The sequence below is a fragment of the Corynebacterium sp. HFH0082 genome (assembly GCF_000411235.1).
GTDB lineage: Bacteria > Actinomycetota > Actinomycetes > Mycobacteriales > Mycobacteriaceae > Corynebacterium > Corynebacterium jeikeium_D.
Window position 1 is genome coordinate 1,290,339 of record NZ_KE150404.1, and the last position, 19,056, is coordinate 1,309,394.

General features: G+C 58.8%; 17 protein-coding genes. 10 read left to right on the plus strand and 7 right to left on the minus strand.

What is annotated here, in order from left to right; all coding sequences use genetic code 11:
* Positions 1–51: 51 nt before the first annotated feature.
* The gene (locus HMPREF1206_RS05570) at positions 52–249 is read right to left on the minus strand and encodes a hypothetical protein (RefSeq protein WP_016422377.1); all 198 of its coding nucleotides are present in this window, start codon (positions 247–249) and stop codon (positions 52–54) included.
* An 89-nt stretch (positions 250–338) separates the two neighbouring features.
* Positions 339–2,390: a hypothetical protein gene (locus tag HMPREF1206_RS05575; RefSeq protein ID WP_016422378.1), complete on the minus strand. Its 2,052-nt coding sequence runs from the start codon at positions 2,388–2,390 to the stop codon at positions 339–341.
* 156 nt (positions 2,391–2,546) lie between these two features.
* Between HMPREF1206_RS05575 and HMPREF1206_RS05580 the strand changes: the two genes are divergently transcribed.
* From HMPREF1206_RS05580 to HMPREF1206_RS05605, 6 genes are all read left to right on the plus strand, one after another.
* Positions 2,547–3,155 (plus strand): ECF transporter S component, encoded by a 609-nt coding sequence (locus HMPREF1206_RS05580; RefSeq protein ID WP_005509517.1) that lies wholly within the window; start codon positions 2,547–2,549, stop codon positions 3,153–3,155.
* An 8-nt stretch (positions 3,156–3,163) separates the two neighbouring features.
* Positions 3,164–4,780: an ABC transporter ATP-binding protein gene (locus tag HMPREF1206_RS05585; protein WP_016422379.1), complete on the plus strand. Its 1,617-nt coding sequence runs from the start codon at positions 3,164–3,166 to the stop codon at positions 4,778–4,780.
* A gap of 44 nt (positions 4,781–4,824) precedes the next feature.
* On the plus strand, positions 4,825–5,595 hold the full coding sequence (locus HMPREF1206_RS05590) for an energy-coupling factor transporter transmembrane protein EcfT (RefSeq protein WP_042389227.1): 771 nt from the start codon (positions 4,825–4,827) through the stop codon (positions 5,593–5,595).
* A gap of 19 nt (positions 5,596–5,614) precedes the next feature.
* The gene (locus tag HMPREF1206_RS05595; protein ID WP_016422381.1) at positions 5,615–6,130 is read left to right on the plus strand and encodes a hypothetical protein; all 516 of its coding nucleotides are present in this window, start codon (positions 5,615–5,617) and stop codon (positions 6,128–6,130) included.
* Positions 6,130–6,975, plus strand: a complete 846-nt coding sequence (locus HMPREF1206_RS05600; protein WP_016422382.1) for a YdcF family protein — start codon at positions 6,130–6,132, stop codon at positions 6,973–6,975. The genes HMPREF1206_RS05595 and HMPREF1206_RS05600 overlap by 1 nt, the downstream gene beginning before the upstream one ends.
* A 107-nt stretch (positions 6,976–7,082) precedes the next feature.
* Positions 7,083–8,267 carry an acyl-CoA dehydrogenase family protein gene (locus tag HMPREF1206_RS05605; RefSeq protein ID WP_016422383.1) on the plus strand — a complete coding sequence of 395 codons (1,185 nt, stop codon included), beginning with the start codon at positions 7,083–7,085 and terminating at the stop codon, positions 8,265–8,267.
* Between the two features lie 455 nt (positions 8,268–8,722).
* Here the strand turns inward: HMPREF1206_RS05605 and HMPREF1206_RS05610 are convergent, their stop codons facing one another.
* From HMPREF1206_RS05610 to HMPREF1206_RS05630, 5 genes are all read right to left on the minus strand, one after another.
* Entirely contained in the window at positions 8,723–9,955 is a 1,233-nt protein-coding gene (locus HMPREF1206_RS05610; RefSeq protein WP_042388568.1) for an amidohydrolase, read from the minus strand.
* Between the two features lie 82 nt (positions 9,956–10,037).
* Positions 10,038–10,535: a hypothetical protein gene (locus HMPREF1206_RS05615; RefSeq protein WP_016422385.1), complete on the minus strand. Its 498-nt coding sequence runs from the start codon at positions 10,533–10,535 to the stop codon at positions 10,038–10,040.
* Positions 10,536–10,642: 107 nt separating this feature from the next.
* The gene (locus tag HMPREF1206_RS05620; RefSeq protein WP_016422386.1) at positions 10,643–11,254 is read right to left on the minus strand and encodes a suppressor of fused domain protein; all 612 of its coding nucleotides are present in this window, start codon (positions 11,252–11,254) and stop codon (positions 10,643–10,645) included.
* A 30-nt stretch (positions 11,255–11,284) separates the two neighbouring features.
* Entirely contained in the window at positions 11,285–11,929 is a 645-nt protein-coding gene (locus HMPREF1206_RS05625; RefSeq protein ID WP_016422387.1) for a DUF402 domain-containing protein, read from the minus strand.
* Between the two features lie 96 nt (positions 11,930–12,025).
* Positions 12,026–12,718 carry a hypothetical protein gene (locus HMPREF1206_RS05630; protein WP_016422388.1) on the minus strand — a complete coding sequence of 231 codons (693 nt, stop codon included), beginning with the start codon at positions 12,716–12,718 and terminating at the stop codon, positions 12,026–12,028.
* 636 nt (positions 12,719–13,354) lie between these two features.
* On the opposite strand from HMPREF1206_RS05630, the gene typA reads away from it, so the two are divergent.
* The 4 genes from typA to HMPREF1206_RS05650 all read left to right on the plus strand — a co-directional run bounded on the left by typA (position 13,355) and on the right by HMPREF1206_RS05650 (position 18,977).
* The gene (gene typA / locus HMPREF1206_RS05635; RefSeq protein WP_016422389.1) at positions 13,355–15,268 is read left to right on the plus strand and encodes a translational GTPase TypA; all 1,914 of its coding nucleotides are present in this window, start codon (positions 13,355–13,357) and stop codon (positions 15,266–15,268) included.
* 82 nt (positions 15,269–15,350) lie between these two features.
* The gene (locus tag HMPREF1206_RS05640) at positions 15,351–17,501 is read left to right on the plus strand and encodes an ABC transporter family substrate-binding protein (RefSeq protein ID WP_042389230.1); all 2,151 of its coding nucleotides are present in this window, start codon (positions 15,351–15,353) and stop codon (positions 17,499–17,501) included.
* 8 nt (positions 17,502–17,509) lie between these two features.
* Positions 17,510–18,463: an N-acetyl-1-D-myo-inositol-2-amino-2-deoxy-alpha-D-glucopyranoside deacetylase gene (gene mshB, locus HMPREF1206_RS05645; RefSeq protein WP_016422391.1), complete on the plus strand. Its 954-nt coding sequence runs from the start codon at positions 17,510–17,512 to the stop codon at positions 18,461–18,463.
* A complete protein-coding gene (locus HMPREF1206_RS05650) occupies positions 18,456–18,977 on the plus strand; it encodes a hypothetical protein (protein WP_016422392.1) in 522 nt (173 codons plus the stop codon). Before mshB ends, HMPREF1206_RS05650 begins: the two co-directional genes overlap by 8 nt.
* Positions 18,978–19,056 lie beyond the last annotated feature (79 nt).

Consider the following 19,056-nt stretch of genomic DNA (forward strand, 5'->3'; position numbering starts at 1 on the left):
AGTGACTGCGCTTATGTTTGCTAGCTAACCCTGTTTTCGCAGATGCAGTGATTACATCTCTGCGGTCTCAGCAGGAGTCATCTCGTCGGAGGATGCCGGAGTGGTGGCCTTCTGCTCGAAGGTCTCCGACGGGGTGGCCTGGTCACCGACCTTCACGTCCGAGTCAACCTGATTCGGGGGAGAGCAAGCGACCAGGGCTGCTGCGGCAATGGCGGATGCGGCGATAGCGCCGGCGATGCGGTTACGCATGGATGTGGCTCCTCTGTCGGAAAAACAATAGCTACTAGGGGCTAATGAACTTTTCTCACATTATCTTAAAGCAATATCTTAGAGGAATCTTAACGGCTTGCGGGAACCAAGGGGCCAATCGCCCCCGCGCCGATGCATAGCGTTGCCCCCGGAGTCGCCTTTTCCACATCGACATGGAGAGTATTTCCGCCACCGTTGAGGTACACATAGCGCGGTCGCAGATCATTGTTCATCTTCACGACTGTGGAACCACCGCGGGTTTGCTCTTCGGTCTCGAAAGGATTGGGGAGTGACAGGCGCACATCCATGTCCTCAGAGGCGGTGGCCGGGAACTCAAGCACCCAGTCACCGAGTTTGATGATGTTCTCCAACTTGATGTCCTCCGAGGCAGTGCCGTCCTCGCCAACTGTGATGCGATGGCCACACTGCTCGACAGGGCCATCGGTGACACGGGTGATCTCGGAGACCTTGGCGTCGATAAGCGAACCGTCTGTATTGAACATGCGCGGGTGTCCGGTGACGCGCTCAAACGGAGGGCGATCGGAGACCGCATCAAACACCCGCGAGTACATGTTCATCGGAGCGGCGACGGGCACGAGGATTTCGAAGGGGACGGGCTGGTCGATGAGGTTGTAGTCGATCGCCTTGTCAGGGCCAGCGGCATCGGCCTCCTCGCGCAGCGCGGACAGCGACGCCTTGGTGTTGCCGATCCACTCCATTGCGATGTCATCAGACCAGGCATTGCGGTAAGTGACCACGGAAATCGTGGAGGTGACAGCCAGCGCGATGCCCAGCGACCAAATCAGAATGTGCGTACGAGCCGGTAGCAGCGCTGGTGCCTCGTCCTTCGGTGGGAGTCCAGCCAGGGAGATCGCGACGCAGATTACGATTACGAGCGCGACATCAGAGTAGTAGTGCAAAGTGTGCGCCAGCACGCCAGAGGTGTTCTCTCCCGAGCGGAACAGAGTGATGGCGAACAAGGTGGTGAACATGTACGCCACCGATAGCGTCCACGGAGCCCAGCCACGGTAATCGCGGCCGATGAGGGTGGCAGACAGAATCAACAGGATAATGCCGCCGAGAGTAATCAGCTGAGACGAAGCGGAGGCAAACGGCTGTCCCGGAGCCCAGCGTTCCCAGCTTGTTGGTCCGCCGATGATGCCGGCAAAAATCTGGCCGAGGCCGTTGAAGAACAGTTCGGGCTGTAGCTTGTCGGAAATGAATCCGGTGGTTTCGGCGGGGCCGAAGTAGTACCACAGTGCCCAGGCGCCGGTCAGCAGCATCGATGGGATCCAGATGACGAGGCCACGGCGGAGAACCTGCAGGATATTTCTGCGCTCCATGTAAGCCAACGTGATGACAACCAGCATGGAAATCGGTGCGATAGCCAGGGACTTCTCAAAGAACCCGAGCGCCACTGCCAGCAGCGCGAACAGGCCTACGGCTTCCCACGGGCGGGGGCCGAAAGAACGGCGCATAGTGGTGCGAATGGCGACAATCATGAAGATCACGAATGCCAGGTGGAACGGCTGGGAATTGGCCGCGGCCGACCACCAGGTATCTCCCGGAAGCATCAGCGGTGTCCAGGCGACGACCGTGATGAGGAAGAGCGACACCAGCGTGCGGCCAGTGAGAAGCTCAAAGAGTTTCGCTGTGGCGTATGTCAGCACTACCGACATCACGGCCATGGTGGTAGCCGGTAGCCACCAGTTCCACGGCGCGATGAGGTGATAGAGGCCTTGCGCCAAGAAGGCCAGTGGGGCAAGGTGCCCGTCGTGATCCTGAAGCAGGTAGTCCTTGCTCAGCAGTGGGGTGTCGTAAAGGTGGCCAACAATGATGAAGTCATCCCAGTAAAAACCATGGCTAGTCAGCACCAGAATGCGAGCGACAAGCTGTATCGCAATAACAACTCCGATGAGTGGCCACCACTGCTTCGCAGACAGGTCAAGTCTCTCGCCCCACGTCAATGTGGGCATGTAGTATGGGCGAGAACTTTCCTGCTCAGCGGTGTTGTCAGCACCAGGGGCCTCGGCAGTTTTCACTGCGGAATCCGCGGCTGTCCCCTCATCGCCGACTGTCGGCGTATGAGGGGTTTGGGCAGTTGGGGTATCTCCTGTAGATGACCGCTCGGCTTTAGTCATGGTTCCTTATGTTATCTAGGCCATCTGCTGGGCGCGGTAGGGTAGGCAAAAGTTAGTGCTTAGGGCGTGTCGGCAAAGCCCCAGATGCCGATAATGAATACATCAATAATGTTTGAGCAATACCGCTCGAGTTAAAGAAAAATAGGAGCAAGTGGGATGACGCAATCGGCGAGTGCAGCGCGCGCTAACTTCTCGTGGCGCAATATTGACATCATCATCGCAGCTGTTATCGGCGTGGCCGTTGGCCTGATTTTTGTTATCTGGAACATCATCGGCGGTGCGGGCTATGAAGCAGTCAATGCGCTTACTCCTGGTCTTGGCGGTTTGGTCGCTGGTATGTGGTTCCTCGGTGGTCCGCTCGGCGCGTACATCATTCGCAAGCCGGGCGCAGCTATCTTCGTCGAGGTAATCGCGGCGACGGTTTCAGCACTGATCGGTAACCAGTGGGGTATCACCACCCTGTACTCAGGTTTGGCGCAGGGGCTCGGCGCGGAACTGGTGTTCCTCATTCTGGCGTATAAGAGCTACAACCTTGCCACCGTGGTTATCTCAGGTCTCATGGCAGGTGTCGGCGCATGGACTTTTGAGCTTTTCACCGGCAATCTGGCCAAGACTTTCGAATTCAACGTCATCTACCTGATCTCCTCGGCGCTGTCTGGTGCCGTCCTCGCCGGTCTGCTGGCTTACTTTCTGGCTAAGGCACTGGCGGCAACTGGAGCGCTGGATCGTTTTGCCATCGGGCGAGAGCGGCACGACGACGTCTAGGAAAATCGATGACAGATGAGGCGTTGACGCGGGGGCCGTCGTCAAGCGGAAATGTCCCTGCGGTGAGCGCGCGGGGATTCGGATATCGGCACGCGGGGCGCAAAGCTGCGGTACTGAACGACATCACGCTGGACATCGAGCGCGGTGAAAAGGTGCTGTTGCTCGGCGCGTCGGGGATGGGGAAGTCGACGCTGCTCGCCGCTATTGCTGGCGTGCTTGGCGACGACTCCGATGGCGAAGCCACCGGAAAGCTCCTGATTGAAGGTCGTACTCCCGCTTCCGCACGGGGCGCGGTGGGCTTAGTGCTGCAAGACCCTGACTCGCAGACGATTAGTGCTCGTGTTGGCGACGATGTTGCCTTTGGTGCGGAAAACCTTGGCGTTGCCCCGGCTGAGATCGGCAACCGAGTGCGCGCCAGCCTGGATTTGGTGGGGCTGGATTTGCCGCTGGATCATCCTACGCACAGGCTTTCCGGTGGGCAGAAGCAGCGCCTCGCATTGGCGGGTGTGCTGGCAATGGGCGCACGGGTCATTTGTTTGGACGAGCCGACGGCCAACATCGACCCGGCCGGTGTGCCGGTACTACGCGATGCTGCGATTGCCGCGGCGGAGAGAACCGGTGCGGCACTGATTGTGGTCGAGCATCGAGTGGATGCGTGGGTCGATGTGGTCGACCGCATCATCGTGCTGGGCCACGGAGGCGTGATTGCCGATGGTGCGCCTCATCGGGTCTTGGAAGACTACGGGCAAGCTCTGACGGATGCTGGGGTGTGGATTCCGGGTGCTCCGCCCGCGCTGCCGGACGCGCGTTCAGTTGCCTGCGACCAGGACGGGCGCCCTAGCGGAGACATCGCGATCGAAACCCGCGAGTTGGACATCGGCTATGGCGCGAAGAAGTCGTGGTTCAGCGGTGGCGAAACTGTTGAGCCGATCGCTCGCGATGTATCCGTTTCTATCCCATCTGAAGCTTCCACCTGCATTGTTGGTCACAATGGCAGCGGGAAGTCCACGTTAGCGCTGACGCTCGGCGGCCTGCTTGAGCCGATGGCGGGCACGGTCCAAGTGGCCGGCAGCGGTAGTGCGCCGTGGAAATGGCCGTCGAAGAAGTTGGCTACTCGGATTGGCACGGTCTTCCAAGACCCCGAGCATCAATTTGTCACCGGCACAGTGCTGGAAGAGTTGCAGCTTGGACCGAAGCTTGTCGGTGTCAACGCTGATAAGCGCATCGAGGAATTACTTGAGCGGCTGCGGCTAACGGCTCTGACCAAGGCGAATCCGTTCTCACTCTCGGGCGGTGAGAAGCGACGTCTGTCGGTGGCGACCATTCTGGCGACAGCGCCGGATATTGTGCTTCTCGACGAACCGACGTTCGGCCAAGACCGCCGGACATTCACCGAGCTGCTCACTTTGCTTCGCCAACTTGCTGACGACGGCCGAACTGTTATCTCGATTACCCACGATCCATTGGTGGTACAAGCGATGGGGGACTACGTCATCGACATGGATTCGTTTCATCCGGAGCGGTCAGGCCGTGCGGCGCCGGGACAGCGTGGTTCAGGGGAGCAGGCCGGTCCGAGCCGCACTAGCGGTGCGCGCGGCCAGGGCGAAGCAGGAGGGAAATCGTGACTGAAGTCGGTTCCGCCGGTACGGCTGAAGGTACGCAGAGCGCTATTTCGAGTAAGCAGCCTTTCCTCGCGACGGTCAACCCGGTGGCGAGAGTACTGGGCCTATTCTTGCTCACCACACCGCTGCTGATTTCCATCGACTGGGTCTCCGCAGTGGTTGCGCTTGTCTGCACGCTTTTCTTGGTGCCGCTGTCGGGTTTGGGTTTTCGTCGTTTTCTAGGACGCAGCCTGCCACTTCTTATCGCCGCGCCCATCTCTGGAATCTCGATGGCGCTCTACGGCAACCCGGAGGGCAAAGAGTATTTCTCCTTCCTGCTTGCGCATGTGACGGATAATTCTATTTCCCTGGCCATCGCGATTATGTTGCGTGTGCTGGCTATCGGTACTCCAGTTGTCGTGTTGACAGCCAATATCGACCCCACCGATCTGGGCAATGGGCTGGCGCAGATTCTCAAGCTGCCCAGCCGCTTTGTGCTGGCAACGGTGGCGAGTCTGCGGCTCGTCGGCCTGTTCATCAGCGATTGGCAGGCGCTGACCCGAGCCCGTCGCGCACGCGGTTTGGGTGACCACGGTGCAATCCGCCGCACTACTTCTCAGGTGTTCGCTCTGCTGGTGTTCGCGCTGCGCCGCGGCACCAAACTGGCTACAGCCATGGAAGCCCGCGGCTTTGGTGCACCGATTAAGCGTACGTGGTGGCACACCTCGACATTGGCCGCGCGTGACTATGTCACCATGGCCGCCTGCCTTGCCATCGCCGTCGCAGCAATCGGTATTTCCGTGTGGGCCGGGGAGTTCCGCTTCCTGGGCGTGGCGTAGCAAAGGCATTTCGATTACGATGATTCTGCTTATCGATGGCCGTTCCGGCAGTGGCAAAACCACCTTTTCGGCAAAGTTGCACAGTATCCTCGGTTGGCCAGTTATCCACTTGGAGGATGTCTATCCGGGCTGGTCCGGCCTGCAGAAAGCATCGGCCGAAGTCGCGGAGACCATTTTGAACCCCGCTCTACCGGCCGACAAGCGCGGGTATCGCCGTTGGGACTGGTACGCCAGTGAATTCGCCGAGTGGGTCCCCACGCCACCGGACTCCTCGCTCATCGTCGAAGGCTGTGGCGCTGTCACTGAAGCTAACCTTGCCGCTGCCCGCGCCATCGGCGACGGCAACGCCTGGGGAGTCTGGGTAGAGCTGGACACGCAGACTCGATTTGCCCGCGCCATGGCTCGCGACGACCACTTCGAGGAACACTGGGACATGTGGGCCGAGCAGGAATCCCAGCATATGGCCAAGCACAATCCGCAACAGCTCGTCGACTGGACCATCAACGTCCCAGAACAGTTAACGTGGAAGCTCTGATGAGAAAAACACTCGCGTGCCTCGGTGCAGGCTTCGGTTCCATGCTCCTCGTCGGCGGACTAGGCGTCGCCGCTAATTCGGAGCTACGACCACCACGCCTGCCCAATCGCAGACCTCCGAGGTGGGTTCTTCCCACAGTAGGTGCCGCGTGGATACTGGCCAGCTGCCGCGCCTACTACGCTCGCGCATCGCATCGCTTGACGACGCCCCTGCTCGCCGGCCTCGCAGTACCAGGAGCCGCAGCGATCGTTTTCGAGGCCGTTCGCCTTCGATGTGCAGCCCAAAAACCAACTCTGCCGCCACACACCGTGGTTGTACTGGGATGCGGATTGAAGAACAATCGGCCCTCGGCCCTGCTGGCCAGAAGATTACAGCGAGCAGTCTCAGCGTGTGATGAGCGTACCGAGCGAATCATCTGCTCCGGTGGGGTCGGCAGTGAAGCGGTGACAGATGCCACCTGCTCCGAAGCGGACGCCATGGTGGAGTGGTTGGAGGCGAACGCTGGGGACGTCGTAAAGCGTGGCGACATCGAGTTGATTCCCGAGGACCAATCGACGAATACGTCGGAAAACATTGACTATGCGTGCGAGTTGATGCGCGGCATGGACAGTGCGTTGAGTGCTGGAACGGTTGTTGTGACCAGTGATTTCCATGCGCCACGGGTAGCGAAGCTTATGCGCGAACGGGGGCTGGAATCCTGGTGTGTCGTCGGGGCCTATACGCCGTTGAGGTACTGGGCGACATCGCTGCTGCGGGAATTCCTCGCGCAGTTTATTCTGTGGGCGCCGAGCTGCAATGCGAGAATTTTACGAATTTCGCGGGTAGAGCGAAGCGTTAGCCACTAGTATCGAACGAAGATAAATACGTCGTGCGGTGATAGTGCTGCGTAGAAATGCGTAGAGCGCGATATCGAACACGACATCGGAATCATTAAATCGGGAGGAACACCCACATGGCTTTGACCCCAGGATTCGACCTGTTCCAGCTGCCAGAGGAGCACCAGGAGCTCCGCGCCGTTATCCGTGATCTGGCGGAGAAGCAGATTGCTCCGTACGCAGCGGACGTCGATGAGAACGAGCGTTTCCCGGAGGAGGCCCTGAAGGCTCTCAACGAGGCCGGCTTCAACGCCGTCCACGTGCCGGAGCAGTTCGGTGGCCAGGGTGCGGACTCGGTTGCGGCCTGCATTGTCATTGAGGAAGTTGCTCGTGTCTGTGGCTCGGCTTCTCTTATCCCGGCTGTGAACAAGCTCGGCACCATGGGCTTGATCCTCAAGGGCTCCGACGAGCTGAAGAGCAAGGTCCTGCCGGACATCGCCAACGGTGAAATGGCTTCCTACGCACTGACTGAACGTGAGGCTGGTTCGGATGCCGGTTCCATGAAGACCCGCGCGGTCCGTGAGGGCGATGAGTGGGTCCTCAACGGCTCCAAGTGCTTCATCACTAACGGTGGCCGATCCACTTGGTACACCGTCATGGCTGTTACCGACCCGGAGAAGGGTGCCAACGGCATCTCTGCATTCATGGTCCACAAGGACGACGAGGGCTTCCGCGTCGGTGGCCTGGAGCACAAGCTGGGTATCAAGGGTTCCCCGACTGCGGAGCTGTACTTCGAAAACTGCCGCATCCCGGCTGACCGCATCATCGGCGAAGAGGGCACCGGTTTCAAGACTGCCCTGGAGACCCTGGACCACACCCGCCCGACTATTGGTGCACAGGCACTGGGCATCGCGCAGGGTGCGTACGACTACGCCGTTGGTTACGTGCAGGAGCGTCAGCAGTTCGGCAAGCCGATTGCTGCTTTCCAGAACACCCAGTTCATGCTGGCTGACATGCGTATGAAGATCGACGCTGCTCGTCTCATGGTCTACACCGCAGCCGCTAACGCTGAGCGTGGCACCGCTGAGGGCGGCGCTCGCCTGGGTCTGATGGCCGCAAACGCCAAGACCTTCGCCTCTGACGTTGCTATGCAGGTCACCACTGATGCCGTGCAGCTGCTCGGCGGTTACGGCTTCACCCGTGACTTCCCGGTTGAGCGCATGATGCGTGACGCCAAGATCACCCAGATCTACGAGGGCACCAACCAGATTTGCCGCATGGTCGCAGGTCGCCAGATCCTCGCAGACGCACAGAAGCGCTAATCAGCAGTGCAAACGCTAAGCCCTCGCTACCAAGGCGGGGGCTTTTTCATGTCGCCGCGTCACTCAGAATTCGTCTCTTAACCCCAACGCGCGCTAGTGACTGCGTTTATGGTCGGCGGCGGTGGGGCGATGCGAGTTACTGACTGCGTTTATGACTGGCGACCGCGAGCCAATGCGAGTTACTGACTGCGTTTATGACAGAAATGGCCCGAAAAACGGCTTCAAAGTGTCATAAACTCACACAGTTTCACATTTGCAGCCCGTAAATTTTGCGTTAAGTAGCAAGAAGCGTGTCCAATCGGCGTGCGCCGGGGTCTACTTTTCTCTTAACCCCCGGTTTTCGGCCGTCCCGCACGAGCCCCGCACGAGTCCCGCACGAGCCCCGCACGAGTCCGGCACTACACCATCCACCAGCTCGCCAGCAGCCGCACGCATCAGCCTCGCTAATCACACCCTCATTTCGCCAACCAAGCACAGGCAGCTACAACGATTGCTTCTGCGCCCCGGTCAAGAGTGGGTTGGAGGTCCGGGGCGAAAGCTGGGTTATGGTTGCCAACGGCGCTGCTCTCATCCGCGAAGCCGCCGAGCCCCCAGTATGTATATGGCACTCCAAGCGCATCGGGGATGATTGAGAAATCTTCAGAGGCGGGCACTGCGTCCAAGTCGGAGACTTCTTCACCGAAGTACGCGTCGAATGCCTCACGCACAGTATTCGTGGCATCCCCGTCATTATTCGTGAGGGGATAGCGGTCGTAGTAAGTGAACTCCGGGTCTTGAGGGCTGCGGGCAGCAACGCATTCTGCTCGTACAATGCGCTCGATTGCCTCTTTGAGGTGTTCGGTCACTGCGCTGTTGTAGGCACGAGTGTTGATGAGCAGCTCTGCGGAGTCAGGGATGATGTTGGACTTAGTTCCCGCCTGAATCGCGCCAACGGTCACCACTGCGGTCTCGGTGGCTGCTACCTCACGCGAGACAATCGTCTGAAGACGCATCACAATGGTGGATGCCAAGACAACGGGATCGACACTGAGCTCCGGCATGGATCCATGGGAGCCATTACCGTACACAGTGACTTTGACCGAGAATGCAGAGGAGAGAACTGGCCCGCGGCGAGTGCCCACATAGCCGCCGGGCAAGCTAGCTAGTACGTGTTGACCGAGATAAACATGGGGACGCGGAATAGCCTTCTCCAGATCTGCCGCCAGCATTGCGCGTGCACCTTCGGCGGTTTCTTCAGCGGGTTGGAAGATACCGATGAATGTGCCAGACCACTGATCAAGGTTTTCGTTGAAAGCCTGCAGCGCTGTGAGCAAAGACATCAGGTGGAAGTCGTGCCCACAAGCGTGGGCGACGGGGACCTCTGTGCCGGTCTTTTCATCAATCTGCGTTGCTGTGGAGGCGTAGTCTTTGCCGGAAGTCTCCTTCACCGGTAGCGCATCAATGTCTGCGCGCATAGCTACAATCGGCCCGGCACCGTTCTCAATAATGGCAACGATGCCGGTGTCTCCGATGCGATGTGTGGAAATACCTGAAGCTTCGAGCTCCTGAATAATCCGGTCTGCAGTGCTGTGCTCCTGCATGGAAAGCTCAGGGTGCTGGTGGAAATATTTGTACAGTTCCTCGCGCTGGGATTGGGTGGACGCGAGACCATTCAAAATGTTTCTGGCGCTCTCAGTATTAGTGGGCATACCTAAAATGTACGCCGACCTAAAGCGGATGGTGGAGGCCCTGGAAGGCATCCCCGCCCCGCCCCAAATCTCTAAGAGCTGCCTACGTCGTCACAAAGAACTTCTGGTTTCGCTCGCCGCGGTAGGACTGGGCGGTTGCAGTTGCGGCGATGATAGAGGCAACGATCAGCAGGCCAGCTGTAATCAAACCGAGCACCGACGAGTCTCCGGAGCGTATCTGGGAAATCGTTCCGACCAGAGTCATTGATGCATTAATGACAAAAACTGCCGCCGCCACGGACAGCACCGTGCGCGCTGCAGTCGATCCTTCAAGGAGTTTGCCGGCAAGCCACCAGCACGCAATCGCCGTTGCCGTCTGCGCGATAATCGCGAACGCGAAGCTCACGGCCAAGCTGGTCTGAGCAGCAGAAATCTCGATGTTGTTGGCCTTTGCCGCTTCCGTAACAGTCGCGTCCCATTTCAATAGGGAACTGACCACGGTGAGGATTAGCGCTGGGACGTAAACATATACCGCCAGCCGCCACCACCGAAAGGACTGCGCTGCATGGAAAGGAACGTCTTTAGCCGAATTGACTGCCATAACTCCACACTCTAAACCACGCTGTCGCGGCGCGAAACGTCACTGCTAGGTTGCACTTATCGCTTGCCGACGAGCAGATAACCGGCAACCACTACAAAAGCTAACTTCTATACAGCGCTGGTGCGGTGCGGGTCGGTGAAGTCGACACCTTGGGTTTCCCACACGCGACGCAGTTCGTCAACGCCCTTAGCGCGAGCAAGGGCAAATTCATTGGTCGTGGCGGGGACCGGCTGGAAGATTGTGACTTCGGTTTCCTCCACCGCGACCGGCGGGATTTCTGCCTTGAACAGCACAAAACCGGTGAAGCGCGACTGATCCCACAGTGGCTGGCCGAAGTCGATAAGTGCCCCCTCGGTGAGGATGAGGCCTTCGATGCTTGGCGAAGCGGCAAGAATACCCAGCGGGCGGATGACTTCGTCCAGTCCACCACGAATAGGCAAGACGAGTTCGGCACGCGGGCCAGAGTTGGTGTCCACCACCATTGCGGACGGATCTTGCATCGCTTCGGCACTGCAACCGAGTGTTGCGTAGGTGACAATCCGGTCTGTGTCAGGGCCGAAGCGCAGCATCTTCAGCGGCGCAGAGCCAAGAAAGGTCAGCTGAGCTTCGCCGGGGTTGGACTCTTCAAAGTAGGAGGAAAATGCTGCTCGGACTGCTTTGATAATCGAATTGCTATCAGGGCCGGCGGGAGGAATGGGGCCGGTTAAGTTATCGAACACGGGCGGTACTCCTTTGTTGAGGTGGTCGTTCTAGGCCGCAGGCGAAAGCTCAACAGCATCAGCCCACGTCGCATCGAGGTTCAAAGTCTGCATCCACGCATCAATGTTGTCACCGTGTGCAGCGATTGCGGCGCGTGCAGTCAGCGTGGTCTCGATAGCGAATTCGGTGAGTTCATCGCTAATCAGCCCTTGAGTGTGGGCCGCGACGAGCTCGTCGACATCTTCAACTCGAATCTGTGTGGCCGCATCGACGGGTAGGGGAGCTATGGCCTCAGGGTCGGTCGGTGCCTGCAGAATGTCGAGATACAAATCGGTCATACGCCAGCACTGCGGATCAGTTCGGTCGATGCTGACAATATCGACGTAGCGTTGGTGTTCCACCTTCACGCCCGGGCGGAAGTGATAAATGCTGATGCGCAACCCTTCGTCGGCAAGCAGGAATGACTCAAGATATCCAAACTTTGGATGATCCATCCCACGGCGCATATAAAGGCGGCTGGGTGTGAGAGATCGGAACTCATCGACATTGCGCCGAAAGCCCTTGGGGTCGGTGTTGACCATTTCACGTAGGTCAAAGGTCTCGACTTTCGGAGGATGTGTGTCCTGACTCGAGCGAATTGGGGAGAGTGCAGGAGCTGCCGCGGTCGAAGCCGAAGTGGCCGGTGAAGTGGACATGCGAATACCTTAACGTGTAGGGGTTGCCTTTTTGGGCATAGAAAAGCCCTTTCTGCATACGTGATGCAAAAAGGGCTAGGGGAGAACTAGAAAAACTTAGTTCAGGCCGACCGGGAAGACACCGGCGGTCGGGGTGTAGCTGCAGTTGGTCGGACCAGGCTCTTCCTGAGTGGTGATACCGCCCTGCATGACAGCGATGACCACGCCCTTGCCCGTGTCAGCGGTGCCGTTGACAGCGCCCGGGCCCTCCTCGGCGTTGATGCCGTTGTTCTCCAGGGTGGTCTTGCCGTACTTGCCGTTAGCAACGTTGACCCAGTAGACATTCATCTCAGTGTCCTGCTGCTTAGCCAGCTGCTTGGTGCCCAGGCCAGTGAAAATGAAGCCAAGCTGGTTCTCCGGAACGCCAGGCAGCGGCAGGTCAGCCGGGCCTGGAACGGTAGTGGCCAGGCCGAAGGAACGACCTTCGCCGCCGATGCACTTGTCGGCAACAGTAGGCAGCAGGAACTGGTTGGTCTTCGGGGCACCTTCCGGAACCTTGAAGCCTGGCTCGCCCTCGCCCTCACCAGTCAGGAAGTCAATTCCCTTGTTCAGTGCGCTGGAAATTTCCTCAGGAACGCCTGGGGAGTTAATGATGTCGCGCGCGTTGCCGTAGAGATTCGGCGAAGCGATGTTCAGGGAGTCCAGCGACGGGGAAGCAGAAGCGGCGGGAGTCATGCCCGCAGTGAGAATTGCAGCTGCACCCAAGGTCGCTGCGGCACGGCGCAGGAAGGAGCGTCCAGTCGAAACCACGGTGAAGAACCTCTCATTCGTGGGCTATTGGAGTCGGAATCAAATTTTCGGAATCGTTGCTCATCTTAGAACGACTCCAACGTGAATTGGAAAGATTTGAAAAAGAAATGTTCAGAATCTTCTCAGGAGATTAACGCACGGATTCCCGCGTGTCGCAAGTTAATTAGAGTGATTTTTGGTGTAGAACGAGATGATTGTGAATATTGAGGCGCAATGCGTACGCATGGGGTTAATGGTGTTTCGCAGCGTGTAAGTGGGTGAAGTCAAGTCTCATCCCGTGGGGTTACAACTATGGCATTTGGTCACATGTGTCACATGGCGGGCTGAGAGATTGCCGTCGTGAAGCGTTGTGGTGTTGGCGGATATGCCGTTATGACTGTCGGTAAAGCGGGGGTGCAGTAAGGGGGTAATTTATCCCTAAGGGTGGCGCGGCAGTGCCACTTTGCATGACGGATAGGTGCTCGGGGTTGTGAGAATCTCTGCCAGATGTGCAGGGCCATTAAGAAGGAGTACACTGTAGAACGCTTTATGACGCGTTGATGCGGGGCGTTAAAGGCAGTCGTAAAGACAGTTCTTTAGAGCAAGGCCGTATCTTTTTTCTTTTAGTCCTCTTAGCTTGTTAGGAGCTATCCGCCTGTGAGCGATACCGAGTTCCGTAATGTCGCCATTGTCGCACACGTCGACCATGGCAAGACCACTCTCGTGAACGCCATGCTGGAGCAGTCCGGCGTTTTCAGCGACCACGAAGAAGTTGCAGACCGAGTGATGGACTCTGGTGACCTTGAAAAGGAAAAGGGCATCACCATCTTGGCGAAGAACACCGCTATTCGCCGAAAAGGTGAGGGCAAGAACGGCGAAGACCTCATCATCAACGTCATTGACACCCCTGGTCACGCCGACTTTGGTGGCGAGGTGGAGCGCGCACTGTCCATGGTTGACGGTGTCGTGCTGTTGATCGACTCCTCTGAAGGTCCGCTGCCGCAGACCCGCTTCGTCCTGGGCAAGGCGCTTGCTGCCTGCATGCCGGTGATCATTGTGGTCAATAAGACTGACCGGCCAGATGCACGTATCGACGAGGTTGTCGAGGAAGCACAGGATCTGCTGCTCGAGCTAGCCTCCACCCTGGAAGACCCGGAAGCTGCTGAGGTCGCTGAGCGTAACCTTGAGCTGCCGGTACTCTATGCCTCTGGTCGTGCCGGTAAGGCTTCGACCGAGAACCCGGGTAACGGCAACCTGCCGGAGTCCGAGAACCTGCAGCCGCTGTTCGACGTCATCACCGAGGTGCTCCCGGAGCCGTCCGCTGAGATTGATGCCCCGCTGCAGGCGCAGGTTACCAACCTGGACTCCAGCTCCTTCCTCGGTCGAATTGGTCTGATTCGTATTCACAAGGGCCGTATCCGCAAGGGACAGCAGATCTCGTGGATTCACTACGACTCCGAGGGCAATGAGCATGTCAAGAACGCGAAGGTCGCGGAGCTGCTGCGTACCGTCGGCGTGACCCGCGTTCCTGCTGAAGAGGCCATTGCAGGTGACATCGCCGCTATCTCCGGTATCGACGAGGTCATGATCGGTGACTCTCTCTGTGATGCCGAGCATCCGGACCCGCTGCCGCGCATCCTGGTCGATGAGCCGGCTATTTCTATGACGATCGGCGTGAACACCTCGCCACTGGCAGGCCAGGGTGGTGGCGATAAGCTGACCGCTCGTATGGTCAAGGCCCGCCTGGACCAGGAGCTGATTGGTAACGTCTCACTGCGCGTGCTGCCGACCGAGCGCCCGGATGCCTGGGAGGTGCAGGGCCGTGGTGAAATGGCGCTGTCCGTTCTGGTTGAAACTATGCGTCGTGAGGGCTTTGAGCTGACCGTCGGTAAGCCGCAGGTTGTTACCAAGACCGTCGACGGCAAGGTTCAGGAGCCGTACGAGCACCTGACCATCGATGTTCCTGAAGAGCACCTGGGCGCTGTCACTCAGCTGATGGCGGCTCGTAAGGGGCGCATGGAGCAGATGGGTAACCAGGGCACCGGTTGGGTGCGCATGGAGTTCCTCATTCCGTCCCGCGGTCTGATTGGCTTCCGCACTACTTTCATGACGGAGACCAAGGGCACCGGTATCGCCAATCACTACTCGGCCGGTTACGGCGAGTGGGCAGGCGAGATTAAGGACCGTCCGACGGGATCGTTGGTCGCTGACCGTACTGGCCAGATCACCGCTTACGCGCTAATCCAGCTTTCTGACCGCGGTACCTTCTTCGTCGAGCCGGGTGACCAGGCTTACGAGGGCATGGTCGTTGGCCAGAATCCGCGTGATGAGGACATGGACATCAACATCACCAAGGAAAAGAAGCTGACCAATATGCGCGCAGCCTCGGCTGATGCGACCGTGACTCTGGAGAAGGCGCACAAGCTTTCCCTCGATGAGGCTATGGAGTTCTGTGGCGCTGACGAGTGTGTTGAGGTCACCCCGGAGGGCATTCGCGTACGCAAGCAGATCCTCAGCGCCACCGATCGCGCTCGCGCTCGTTCCCGCGCGAAGGCCATGAATAAGAAGTAATTCGGGTTGCTAGGGGACTGGGCCACCTGAAAACCAGTCTCGGGGTAACTGACTCGGCCAGGTGTCGAGTAATCTCGTGGATATGTTTATTCGCAGCCGTCGTCACGCAGCTTCTCGTCGATTTTTCGTAGCATCGACACTCTGCGTGACGGCGGCTTTGGCGTCTTCGTGCATGGCTCGCCCGTCGGACGCTCCGACTGTGCCCGGGCAGCAGGAAGCGCCGGTGCAACAGGAAGACACCGCTGACCAGGCCAAAAAGATGCGTGAAGTCACGGTCGGTGTCGACGAGTTTGTCGAAGGCTTCAATCCGCATTTGCTTGCCGACGTCTCCCCGGTGACCAGCCTGGTAGCGCGACTGACACTGCCTAGTGTTTTCACCCCTGCGCCGGTAGAGGGCGAGGCTGGTGACGCTAGTGCCTCCGCGCAAGCTCCCGGAGTGGTGGATAACGCTGCCAATGCTCGCTCGGCAGGAGCTCCCCAGTGGCTGCTCAACTCCGACTTGCTGGATTCCGTGCAGGTCATCGAGAGTGATGACAGCAAAGACGGTGACGCCAGAAACGGAGCTGGAAACGGGAAAGCGGCCGATGTTGACATCACGGATCCGACGGTAGTGGCAGAGCATGTCCGCTACCGCATTCGAAAAGGGGCGCAGTGGAGCGATGGTACGCCAATCAGTGGCGAGGACTTCCGCTACCTATTTTCCCAAGTCACGTCCACGCCAGGATCGCTGGATACGGCGACTTATGAGCTGATTAAATCCATTGATGTCTCCGACGGAGGTCGTCAGATTGATGTGACGTTCACTCAGCCGATTACGCATTGGCAGCGCCTGTTTGCACATCTCTTGCCAGCGCATTTGATGCGGTCGAACACTGATGGTTTTTCCGAGGGGCTGGCCAGCCGTTTCCCGGCCTCCGGTGGGCAGTACACCGTCGAGTCGATGGATGTCGGCCGCAACATCATTCGACTGGTTCGAAATGACCGCTACTGGGGTGAGCAGCCAGCAGCCTCGGAGGTTATTACGCTGCGTGCCATGCGTAGTGCCATCGATGGTGCGGAGCAACTGCGGTCGAGGCAGATCCAGGCCGTGCAGGTCCGTCCGACGGAGACCTCTGAGCTGACGTACGGTCTGGTCCCCGGTGTTGCTGAGTTCTTCCATGAGCCCAACCGGGAACTGGTTTTCAGTACCAACCTCGCGTCGAGCAGGCTTGCCGACGAGTCCGTCCGCCGGGCTATTCTGCGCACCATCAACGTTGCACAGGTCTCAGAGGTGGCCACCGGACGCCGAATCGCGGGTGGTTCTGGTGACGGTGGTGAACAGGAGAAATCCGAGGCACCTCAGGCCGGATTTACCGAGGACAATCCGCTACGAATCGGCATCATTAGCGACGGTATAGCGGCACGCGCTGCGGCTTTTGCGGTCGCTGACCAGTTGACTGCAGCTGGTATCCCCGCCACCGTTGTTTCGTATTCTCCGGCGGACATGCTGCGGTCTTCGTTGCCCTACGGAACCGTCGATGCCGTGGTGGCATGGGCAGAGCAGCCCAATTCCGTCCAGGCGGCCCGGGAACGCTATGCGTGTACGGAAGGCTCGATCAGTTCGCTACCGCCGAAGGACCTGGATGAAGTAGACGCAGAGTCGGCTACCGAGTCTGAGTCAGAATCCGAGTCTGAGTCTGAGGGCGTTGACAGTTCGACAAAGCCCGCGCCAAGTGGAGATCGGGAAAAGAGTGCTGAAGAGGAGAGCTCGCTGGACGGGACAACACCGTCTGAACGGTCCAAATCTTCTACCTCAGCGGAGCCAGCTGACCTAAATGGAGTACCTGTCGCTCCGAAATCGGCTGCTCGGAGCGAGAATCTCTCCGGCCTTTGTGACCCGCAGGTTGATGAGCTGCTCGCTCCCGACAGTTCTGCGTTGCCCGCTGAACTCGCCGATATCATTGCTGGCCACAGTATCGAGCTGACTTTGGTGAAAGACGGCCTGCTGACGGTCGTCAGCCCGGAAATTACAATTACCGGGCGGAAGGACTCTTCCCAGTGGACTGATGACCCAGTGTTGGGCCGCCTCGGTGTTCTGGGCGAGGTTCGCCGAGTCGCGACGCAAAGCGGGACTCGAGAATCGTCGGAGAATTCTCAACCCGGAGATAGTCCACGCGAAGATACTGAGCAGGACGGTTCGGGTCAGAACCAAGAAGTCCGCGATAACGCCGACCAGGAGAACAAGGGGAAGTAAGAAAGCCCGTGAAGTTACTTTTTGTTCACGCACATCCAGATGACGAGTCCATTTGGACAGGTGGTTTGATTGCGGCTGCCGCGCGCTCCGGAGCGTCGGTAAGCGTAGTGACCTGCACGATGGGCGAGCTGGGAGAGGTCATCGGCGCGCCGTACCAGGGGCTAGTTGCTGATGAAGCTGACCAGTTGGGCGGTTTCCGCGTCGCCGAGTTGCGCTCGGCGCTGCGTGCGCTGGGGGCCAATGGCCCAGACAATGCGCCACGTTTCCTCGGTGGTGCCGGGCGTTGGCGTGATTCCGGTATGGCAGGGGACAAGGGCAATGAGCATCCCCGTGCGTTCATGAACTCAGGTGATGAGGCGGTCGCCCAGCTTCGCACCATCCTCGATGAGCTGCAGCCAGACCTGGTCATTACCTACGATGCCGATGGTGGCTATGGGCACCCGGACCACATTCGCGCACACGATATCACTGTCGCGGCGTGCGGAAATCGCTTTCCGACGCTGTGGGCGGTCACCGATCGTGAGGCAATGGTGGCGGGGCTGGATGCCATTACCGTGGTGCCGGAGAGCTGGCAGGCATGCGATGTCGACGACTTCGCTACCGTGACCGGCCGTTTCGAGGTTCAGCTGGATGATGCCGCTGTGGCTGCCAAGGTTGAGGCCATGCGCGCGCATGCGACACAAGTGTGGTTCGCCGATGGTTCCGTTAGCGAGGTCAATCCTGATGCTGTCTATGGGCAGACCGACGGCTCTGGTCGTGCGCGAGCCGTCTGGGCGTTTTCCAATTTGCTGTGTCAGCCGGTGACACCGACTGAGGCATACCGTTTTGGTACGGCGACCGCTGCGTCCCTGGAAGAGCTGGGGGAGCTGGTGAATATCCAATTACTGCCAGAGCCGGTAGCGAGCGTCGACTCTGTACCGAGCGTGGATCTGGAAGCGGAGGGGAGTGCGGACGATGAGTAACCCTCAGCCTCACGAAAGCGAAGACTTGATTAACGCTGCTGGCGGAAAGTTGAAGAACGAGCGCTTGAGTATTGAAAAGCGCACATTCGGGGATGAGCGCTATTGGGGTGACCCGGAACGTTCGCAGCCACGCGAGAACTTCCATCAGGGGGAGGTCACAGTAGCGCTAGTCTGGCTGTCGCTGGCTGCGTTGGCAGCGTTGGTGATTGAAGTAGTTTTCCTCGGAGCGTGGATTACCATCGGCTCGGTTGCTATTCCGTTGCCGTGGACCATTCCGCTGGCCTATATTGCCAATCTGATTATCACCAACACAGCGTTGCTGTGGACACGCGATCGCTCCAAAGCTGCAATTCCGACTGTCATCTGGGTGCTGGGCTTTGCAGGCATTCTGCTGTGGGCAGTGCTGCCCTTCGGTGGGGACTTGGCAATGGGGCAGTGGTTGCGAACAGTGCTGCTGCTTGTTTGCGGTGTGCTGGGCGGTGCCTGGCCACTGCGCCATCTGCGGGCACTCTAGCGAAAACCGCAGCGGATACTGCAGGAGACGGTGAGGAATTGATACAGGGCAGGCCCGCATCAATGTGGCTCTTTCTGGA